Origin of the sequence: Kitasatospora sp. NPDC097643, from assembly GCF_040302625.1 — a bacterium.
GTDB lineage: Bacteria > Actinomycetota > Actinomycetes > Streptomycetales > Streptomycetaceae > Kitasatospora.
On the sequence record NZ_JBEOSA010000073.1, the window covers coordinates 37,358 to 45,919 of the forward strand.

The 8,562-nt window shown below is 69.6% G+C and carries 8 protein-coding genes and 1 pseudogene; 6 read left to right on the forward strand and 3 right to left on the reverse strand.

Features of this window, described 5'->3' with window-relative positions; genetic code table 11:
* Positions 1 to 413 precede the first annotated feature (413 nt).
* From ABTY15_RS33455 to ABTY15_RS33465, 3 genes are all read left to right on the forward strand, one after another.
* Positions 414 to 881 carry a ricin-type beta-trefoil lectin domain protein gene (locus tag ABTY15_RS33455; protein WP_350604021.1) on the forward strand — a complete coding sequence of 156 codons (468 nt, stop codon included), beginning with the start codon at positions 414 to 416 and terminating at the stop codon, positions 879 to 881.
* Between the two features lie 634 nt (positions 882 to 1,515).
* A complete protein-coding gene (locus ABTY15_RS33460; RefSeq protein WP_350604023.1) occupies positions 1,516 to 1,821 on the forward strand; it encodes a hypothetical protein in 306 nt (101 codons plus the stop codon).
* Between the two features lie 409 nt (positions 1,822 to 2,230).
* Positions 2,231 to 3,394: a DNA gyrase subunit B gene (locus ABTY15_RS33465; RefSeq protein WP_350604026.1), complete on the forward strand. Its 1,164-nt coding sequence runs from the start codon at positions 2,231 to 2,233 to the stop codon at positions 3,392 to 3,394.
* 137 nt (positions 3,395 to 3,531) lie between these two features.
* Here the strand turns inward: ABTY15_RS33465 and ABTY15_RS33470 are convergent, their stop codons facing one another.
* The 3 genes from ABTY15_RS33470 to ABTY15_RS33480 form a co-directional block, all read right to left on the reverse strand.
* A complete protein-coding gene (locus ABTY15_RS33470; RefSeq protein WP_350604030.1) occupies positions 3,532 to 4,020 on the reverse strand; it encodes a hypothetical protein in 489 nt (162 codons plus the stop codon).
* Between the two features lie 4 nt (positions 4,021 to 4,024).
* Complete coding sequence (locus tag ABTY15_RS33475) at positions 4,025 to 4,423, reverse strand: hypothetical protein (protein ID WP_350604033.1); 399 nt, start codon at positions 4,421 to 4,423, stop codon at positions 4,025 to 4,027.
* A gap of 297 nt (positions 4,424 to 4,720) precedes the next feature.
* Positions 4,721 to 5,452, reverse strand: a complete 732-nt coding sequence (locus tag ABTY15_RS33480) for an SDR family NAD(P)-dependent oxidoreductase (RefSeq protein WP_350604034.1) — start codon at positions 5,450 to 5,452, stop codon at positions 4,721 to 4,723.
* A gap of 95 nt (positions 5,453 to 5,547) precedes the next feature.
* Here ABTY15_RS33480 and ABTY15_RS33485 point away from each other — a divergent pair, with 95 nt between their 5' ends.
* The 3 genes and pseudogenes from ABTY15_RS33485 to ABTY15_RS33495 form a co-directional block, all read left to right on the forward strand.
* On the forward strand, positions 5,548 to 6,399 hold the full coding sequence (locus tag ABTY15_RS33485; RefSeq protein ID WP_350604037.1) for a LysR family transcriptional regulator: 852 nt from the start codon (positions 5,548 to 5,550) through the stop codon (positions 6,397 to 6,399).
* A gap of 441 nt (positions 6,400 to 6,840) precedes the next feature.
* A complete protein-coding gene (locus tag ABTY15_RS33490) occupies positions 6,841 to 7,371 on the forward strand; it encodes a DNA-binding protein (RefSeq protein WP_350604039.1) in 531 nt (176 codons plus the stop codon).
* Between the two features lie 7 nt (positions 7,372 to 7,378).
* Positions 7,379 to 8,562 (forward strand): annotated as a pseudogene (locus tag ABTY15_RS33495) (hypothetical protein); the annotation flags it as partial.

The following is an 8,562-nucleotide window of genomic DNA, read 5'->3' on the forward strand; positions in this document are numbered from 1 at the left end:
CGCTGCCTGGCTCTCGGAAGGCGCCGCACCGGACGTTGATTCGTCACGCTTCCGCATATGACAGCGACACGTAGCATCGGTGTGGTCACCCGCCGCTGTCGACGGTGCCTGCAGGGCCGGCACCCGGAACCGGCCACGACTCCCAGACGCCTCAGGCGCCTCGCACGGAGCATCCCGGCCCCCTGGCGCCGTCAAGGACCGCGGGTCTTCAGCGGCCCCGCCGCCCGTAGGAGTCCTCGTCGGAGCTCCCTCCCGGGTGGCTCACTCCCCGTTCGGATGAATGCGCAAAGCTCGGCTTCTTGGGCGGTGCCGAGGGGTGATAGAAATTCTCTGCGCGATCGAATCGAGCGGTCGATTAATGTAATGGTCGTGCGCGAATAGCATGTGTTGCATCGAGAATGGATTAATTCCCCATGGCACTCGCCCTCCGCAGGACGCTCGCCCTCGCCGCTCTGGCGCTCACCGCCTCCTTCCTTCCGGCCGGGAGCGCGGCGGCCGCGCCGGCGCTGCACCCGGGCGTCTACTGCCTCGCCAACGCCTATGGCACGCCGAACGTCGGCACCAAGGCGTGTGACGCCGCAGACCAGGGCCAGCACTGGACCGTGACGGGCAGCCAGATCGCCCTGGCCAACGCCCGCGCCTACTGCCTCACCAACCCCTGGGGCACCCAGGGCGTCGGCACCAAGGCGTGCGACGGCCGCGACCCGGGCCAGTACTGGAGCTTCCAGGGCGACAAGATCTTCCTCACCAACGCCCCGGCTTACTGCCTCGCCAACGCCTACGGCACGCCGAACGTCGGCACCAAGCCGTGCGACGCGAACGACCCCGGCCAGCACTGGGTGGTCTTCGGCGACCAGATCAGCCTGGCATACGCGGGATGACCCCCGCCCGCTGCCCGTGGCCGGCCCGTCCGGTCCCGGGCAACGGGCTGCGAACTGCGGAGGGAACGCGGAATCACGCACTAAGAAAATTCTCTGCTTTCAGGGCAGGAATAATTGACCGCGCCAATTCGAGTATGCGGTCACTTTCGCGCGTGCGAATGTCGGCGGGTGAAATAGCGGGGCGGAACTGCGCGGCACTGACCTGCCGGGCGCGTGGGTCCTGTAGCGACCCGCGGGCCTGCCGCTGGTGGCGCCCCTCGTCCACCGGCACGACCTCTTCGAGCCCCGATTCCGAGCGCCAGCTTGCGGACACCAGGCCCGCCGAAGCCACCGCAGAGGCCTGTCGCACGGCGGCCCACCAAGCGCCCGAGAAGCCCAGCGCCCGCGCTCCCCGGTGGCCGCCGCCCGCTCCAGCGCGGCCGCTCCTCCTCCGTCAGACTCCGGCCGGCCGCCGGCCCGCCCCCGAAATCCACCTGCTCCTGGTGCTCCGTCTCGCCGTGCGTCGTCCACTCGTTCCACAAAGGCAGGCCCATAGACGTCATACCCGGTGAACTCACCGGCCCCGAACCGGTCACGTCGCCCCAGGGAGTTTCGCCGGGACGACAGCGGCCCCCGTGCCACCGAAACGATCTTGGTGACAGTTAGCAGCCGCTCGCTGGCCGAGTTCGCTGTCGCTGTCCTCGCTTGCGGCCATGACCTGGACCCCGGCGACGACGAAGCCGGCGGGGTGCCAGAGAACCTCACAGAGAGGCTGGATGGACTTGTCGCACTTCAAGGGGGTCTTTCCGACGAGGAGATCCTCGCGCTGCTCGCCATCGGGGCGGTCTCCCTCGCCATGCCCCGCACCATCACCCACGCCGGCGCCCCCGCGGAATACCTGCCTGCGCTCGCCCGCCGCCTGAACCAGGCAACCGCCGCTGGCCGCGCTGGTCGCCACTGACGAGTGGACCAAGCCAGAGGCAGAGCCCCGCCTCGAACCCGTCGGCCAGATCGGACAACATGTCGATCAGCGCGCGCCGCCGCTCGGGAGTTGGCGGATTCTGGCAGCGATAGTTGGCGGCGTCAGAGACCGGCTCAGTGCGGCGGCGAAGCCGGCAGACATGGAATCCCGGGCTGACGCGCGAATTGATGAAATTGGGGACCCTCGGGGCCGCCAAAAACGGTGTCGTACGCGGCTTCGCCGGGCCCGTGGCGGCGATCCGGCGCCACTTTGCGACCTCGGGGTCGACCGTCTCCAGGCAGGCTCTCACCCGCCCGTCTACGCGTTCGGCAAACATGGCCTGACCTGGTGTTTTCCAGAGATTCGCCTAGGCTGAGGAGTTCTGCTGGACAGCGTCGGAGGGGACATCATGAGCGAGGAAGCCAGCGAGTACTACGCCGGCCAGATCCAGGTGCTGGAGGGGTGGGAAGCCATCCGGAAGCGGCCTGGGATGTACATCGGCTCGACCGGTGAACGCGGCCTGCGCCACCTGGTGTTCGAGGTCGCCGACCGGGCTGTGAACGAGGTCCTGGCCGGCCACGCCAGCTGCGTCGCCATCACTCTCACATCCGACAGCGGCGTGTGTGTCGCCGACGATGGGCAGGGCGTCCGCATCGACGAAGCGGGGGACACGGGCATCTCCGGCCTCGAAGCCCTGCTGACCCGCATGCAGACCGGGGCAGGGCCCTGCGGCCGCCACGACGTGACGCTCGGCTTTGGCGGGGTGGGACCCTTCGTCGTCAATGCCCTGTCGAGCCGGATGACGGCCGAAGTACGGCGTGGGGGAGCCCGCTGGGTTCAGGAGTACGCGCGCGGCGTGGCCGTCACCCCGCTCACCGAGGCGGGCACGTCGACCGGTAGCGGGACCACCATCACCTTCTGGCCCGACGCTGACATCTTCGGAACCGCGGAGTACTCGTTCGACGGGCTGGCCGAGCGTTTCCGGGAACTGGCTTTGCTGAACCGGGGTTTGGAGATCTCTCTGACCGATCAGCGCCGACCGGGTGAGGCTCGGTCGGCGCGGTTCCGGTACCCCGACGGCGCGCGGGACTTCGTGGCCATCCTTGACGAGCAGAAGGAGGAACCCGTTCACCCGCACATCATCGGCTTCGAGCGGGAGGAACCGCGGATGGCGGGGACGGTGGAGGTGGCCCTGCGTTGGCGTGCCTCCCACGACGAGCGGGTCCGGAGCTTCGCCAACAGCCGGCCCACTGACGGCGGCACACACGAGCGCGGCTTCCGCGACGGGGTGGCGGCCGCAGTCACCGCATACGCACGGGAGCGGCTGCTACTGACTGCGACGGATCCCGACCTTGACGCCGATCGGATCGGCGAAGGTCTGACAGCGGTCGTGTCGGTGAAGCTGGACCATCCCGAGTTCGTGGGCTCCACGCGCGACTGGCTGGGTAACGCCGCAGTGCGCGCCTGCGTCGAACAGGCCGTCCAGGAACACCTCGGCAAGTGGCTGGGAGGACACCCGGAGCAGGCCGCAGCCGTCATCGACCGGATCATCCAGGGCGCCCGCCGAGACTGACCAGGAACAGGCCGCCCTGCCTGTCCCCGGGAATCGGGGCCGGCAGGGCGGCCTGCACACGGCGGTCGACCCGGGGCTCGAAACCGTCCAGTGGGTCCGATCCATCGACATGTCACACCTGGTGTGCCGCTGATAGCTCACTCCATGACACCCTCCAGCGGAAGGCGGTCCCGGTAGTACTCCGACTCCAGCCACTCCTCCTTCACGAAGAGTGGTCGTGTAAGCCGCGCTTCCCCGACCCGCTGGTCACGCAGAAGGATCCCGAGGTCGGTCAGGGCGAGCGATGCGTCCGGGGTGAACAGGATCCAGTTCCCGTGCTCCGCAGCGTGGTCCAGAAGAAACTGCTGGCCCTCTCCCGGATCGCTCCCTGCCAAGGGAAACCCGGCCAGCCAGACCTGCGGACCGATGACGGCGTCCAGCGACACGCATGCAAGCCGGCCGGCGTCGTAGAACGCCTTCACCCCGTCCGAGAAGTCCTCCTGACCGTACGGGCCACCAACCCGTGACTCCGGCTCGGAAACCAGCAGCGCCTCAGCAACTTCCGCTGGAGTCATCCCGTAGAGCAACGGCCCCACGCCGATGTCGGGCCGTAGCTCCCATTGCTCCCGCTCCCCACGCACACTCATCCGCCTACCTCTGGATCGCTGATGCTCGCCGGCCGGCGAGCACGAAGTCGCGGTACTCGTCCTGAGCCATCCCCTGATTGACCCAGCGGCCTCGAACGGCTCCAGTCCGGTGCTCCGCAAGGGCGAGGGCGTCATGTGCGTCCGTTGCCATAGCGATCTCCAGGCCGAACTCGTCGTCCTCGCTCTCGGGGTCCAGCGGCGGGAACGCGACGAGGTCGCAGAAGTTCTCGCTCCCGACGTCCGCCGACGTGTGGAGAACGACCTTGAACTGGGAGCAGGTCGGAACAACCTCGACCCAGCGGACGCCGGAAGCGTGAGCATCACCAGCGGGGCCGAGGAACTGTTCGACCGATCGACCGCGGGTCAGAGCACTGACAGCGAAGGACTCGACTAGGTAGCGCACCTGGGAAGCCTAGAGGCCGAGGGTGACGTCTGTGACGGGACGCGGTAGTTGGAACCATGGGGGTGTGGTGATCTTGCGATGCGGATCCCCGGGTCACGATTGTTGGAACGAAATGGTCACGCTGCTTGCAACCTGCGGTGAATTGCCATCCATGTTGGAGCCAGTAGTGGTGCGGAGCGTTGCCCCAAGCACCGGAGCGTCGGCCGGGGCGGCCGGAGCAGTCGATGAACCTGTTCGAGACGTGCGGGCGAAGCGGTCTCACCCTGGTCGCTGCGCGGGTGATGACCGCCGTGCACTTCACCAGGGCACTACACCGGCGTCCTCGAAGAACTGGCCCGTCGGGCCGTCGTCGGGCAGGGTCGCGAGTTTGATGGCGATGGACGCGCCCTGTTCGGGGGTGCGCACGCCCCGGAAGCCGTTGAGGTCGGTCGCGACGTAGCCGGGGCAGGCGGCGTTGATCAGGATGTTCGTGCCGCTCAGCTCCCGGGCGTACTGGAGGGTGACGGCATTCAGGAACGTCTTCGACGGCGAGTACGCCACGGCCACTGGACCGGTGGTCAGTTCACCAGCGGTCCCTGACTGCCGGGTGAGGGAGCCGACACTGCTGGACATGTTCACGATTCGCGGTGAGGCGGAGCGGCGCAGCAGCGGCATCATCGCGTTGGTGACGCGGATGACGCCGATGACGTTGGTCTCCACGACCGTGCGGATGGTGGCGGGGTCGACGCGGGTGGGCTCCTGGGGCGTGCCGCCGGTGATGGCGGCGTTGTTGACGAGCACGTCGAGGCGCCCGGCCTGTTCCTCGATCAGCCGTGCGGCGGCTGTCGCGCTCGCGTCGTCGGTCACGTCCAGCGGTACGCCGAACGCGTCGACGCCAGCCGCGCGCAGTCTCTCCACTGCGGCCTTGCGACGCTGATCGTCGCGGGCGCCGACGCCGACGCTCCAGCCGAGGGCGCCCAGGCCTGCGGCGATCTCGTAGCCGATTCCCTTGTTTGCGCCGGTGACCAGCGCAATCGTTCGTTCGCTCATGGGGACCATGCTGCTCTCGGACCCCGGCGAGGGTCCAAGACCGATTGGGTGGGCAACGATACCTTCCAGGTATTGATCCGGAGTACCGTGGCCGCATGGAGACCAGGGAACTGCGCTACTTCGTCGCTGTCGCCGAAGAGCTGCACTTCGGGCGCGCCGCGCAGCGGCTCGGGATCGCACAGCCGCCTCTGTCACGGGCGATCCAGCAGCTCGAACGCCGACTCGGGGCAGCGCTGTTGGATCGGACCAGCCGCACCGTCACGTTGACCGAAGCCGGCTCGGTGCTGCTGGCCGAGGGCCGGGCGGCCCTCGACGCGGTCGAAGCGGCCGAGCGCCGGACCCGCCGCGCTGCCCTTCGCTCGACCGGCCGTCCCGGCCTGGTCCTGGTCACGAAGGCCAGCGCGTCCCGCGAACTGCTGGCGAAACTGCTGGACGCGTACGCCGCCGAACCCGGCGCGGTCCCTGTCGACGTCATCCTGTGCGGCCCGGCCGAGCAGGAACGACTTCTGCGCGAGGGCCGGGCCGACGTGGCGCTACTGCACCGGCCGTTCGACTCGACGGCCGGGTTCCACACCGAAGAACTCAGCACGGAGGGCCAGGTTGTGGTCCTGCCGGCCGGGCATCCGCTCACCGCCCGGACCCGTGTGCACATGGCCGACATCACCGGCCTGCCCGGCCTGCCCCTGCCACGCTGGCCCGACCCCGACGGCACCTACCCGCCCGGCCCCGGCCCGCAGGTCCGCGACCACGCGCAGTTGTTGCAGCTCGTTGCGCTCGGCCGTGCTTGCGCGGTCTCACCGGAGTCGTGCCGAGCTCAACTGCACGGTGACCTCGCCGCCGTGCCCGTGCTGGACGCGCCGAAAGTCACCACCGTGATCGCCTGGCCGCCGCACAGTCGGTCCAGAGCCGTCGCCGACCTTGTCCGGACTGCGACCCGTCTCCGGTAGTTCCAATACGCCTGGCCAGGTTCCACCCATCGTGTCCCGGCTCAACGTCGCGCTTCGGTGGGGCTGTAGGTGGACGACAGATCCGGTGCTGACCCGACAGTTAGCGTGCTGAGTCACAGCTGGTCGCACGGCCGAAGCGCCTCGATCGCCAACTATCGCTGCCAACCGCCAACTACCCCTGACGGTCACACGGGCGGTCAGCGGGTCGAAGGTGAGCGCCCCACTTATATGTCCTTTCCGCTAGCAAAAAGCGCAGTGGACAAGTGACTGCGCTGTCACTTAGGGAATTTCTTAGTGTTTTCCACTAGACATAAAAGACTATGAAGGGTGTCGGTGTACCTGACGACCGGCCAGGCGGGATCGGCCCTGGGATGTACGGGACCGACCGTCAGAAAGCTGCTGGCCACAGGCGCAGTCCCCGGCGCCCTGGCCACTGGCCGCATGATCGTGCCCAGCGGCGCGGTCGAAGTACTCCAGGAACGGGAACACCCCGACCTGGCCACACTGGGACGACCCGAGATCGCGGTGCTGCGCACCGGCGGACCTGAGCGCACCGAAGGCGACCCGGCCCGGGCCTGGACTGGATTCCACGTCACCCACTCCGAGAAGGATCTGCTGGCCGCACTGTCCGGCTGGTGGCGCTGCGACCCGGCCCGAGTGGCGGCCGCCGGAGTCATGCCCGTCACCGTGGCGGGCTTCGTCGTCGCCGTGCTGACCGGACTGGACGAGTGGACCGCCGACGGCGGCTCCGGCACCTCCCTCCGCTACCACTTCACCAGCGCCCGCCTCGCCGGATACCTCACCGACCTCACCACCCCGGTCAACCGCATCACCACGGCCCCGGCCGGCACCGACGACCGCCGTCTGGCCGACCTGCTGCTCGGCACCCGCCTGGACTCCCGCTCCAGCGGTCCGATCGCCTACGTCCGCACCTGCCCGATCACCGCCACCACCACCGCCGAGGGGGAGTGACCCGCTGATGGACCGCAAGACGTACACCGCCGAGCTCGCCTCGCTGCGGGAGCTGCGCGCCGAGATCACGGCCGCCGAGAAGCAGGTCGCGGCCGCGCAGAAGGAGCTGGACAGGCTCGCCGCCCAGCGGGTGCGCCGGGTGACCGGGCTCGCGGGGTACGAGGGCGCGAAGGCCGACGCCATCGCGAAGGCCGCGGGTCTGTCGGTCGGTGACGTCGTGCGGATCGCCCCGCTGCTGGACCCGACCCCGGCCGCCGTCCGCGCCGCCAAGACCGACGACCAGGCCGCCGCCGCTGCGCCAGCCCCGGTTGCCGTGGCCGAGTCCGTGCCGGTCGCCGAGCCCGCCGCCGCGGTCGCCCCGGCACTGACCCGCCCCGGCGCCGTACTCGAGCGGCCGGCCCCGGCGGCGTCGGTCGAGGTCGAGGACCAGGCCGTCGCCGAGCAGCCGACCCCGGCCGAGCCCGCCGCCGCTGCGCCGGTCGTCCCGGCGGCTTCGGTCGCTCCGGTCGCTGCCGCGCCGCGTCCGGTGGTCGAGTCCGGTCCGCGTGAGCTGCCCACCCTCCCCGAGGGCCCGGCCGGTGCCCAGTTCGAGGCGGTGACGACGGGCCTGCTCTCCAAGCGTCCGAACTTCACCCAGCAGGCCTGCAGCACGGTGTTCCTGGACGCCGCGACCGGCGACCTGGCCGTGCGCGACCGCGTGGTGCGGCTCGACCTCGGCGCCCGCACCCCCGGGGAGATCCTGGACGCCGTCCTGGCCACCGCGCCGGGTACGGAGCGGATCTACGTCACCGCCGGCGCCCCCTGGCACGACGGTGCCGAGCGCTACTCCATGCTCAAGGATGCGGTCGCCGCGTGGCTGAACACTCCGTCCGAGCGGTGGACCACCGCGGTCGGCTCGGGCCGGGACAAGCTGGCCGGGCACTTCGTGCACCAGCGCCAGCCGGTCGGCCGCTACGCTCCCGTCGCCGCCCCGAACAGCGGAACGACCGAGATCCGGAGCATGGGGGAGTGGTTCGATCCGGACGGCGCCGATGTTGTCACCTGCCGGGATGCCTTCCGGCTGTTGTGGCAGGCGCTGCGCCGGCACTGGGACGATGCGGTGCTGATGGGCTCGCCGTCGCAGACCGGCCGGGACCTGTGGTCGCGCACCATCCCCACCAAGGGCAAATGGGCCGGCGGCTACCCGGTGCT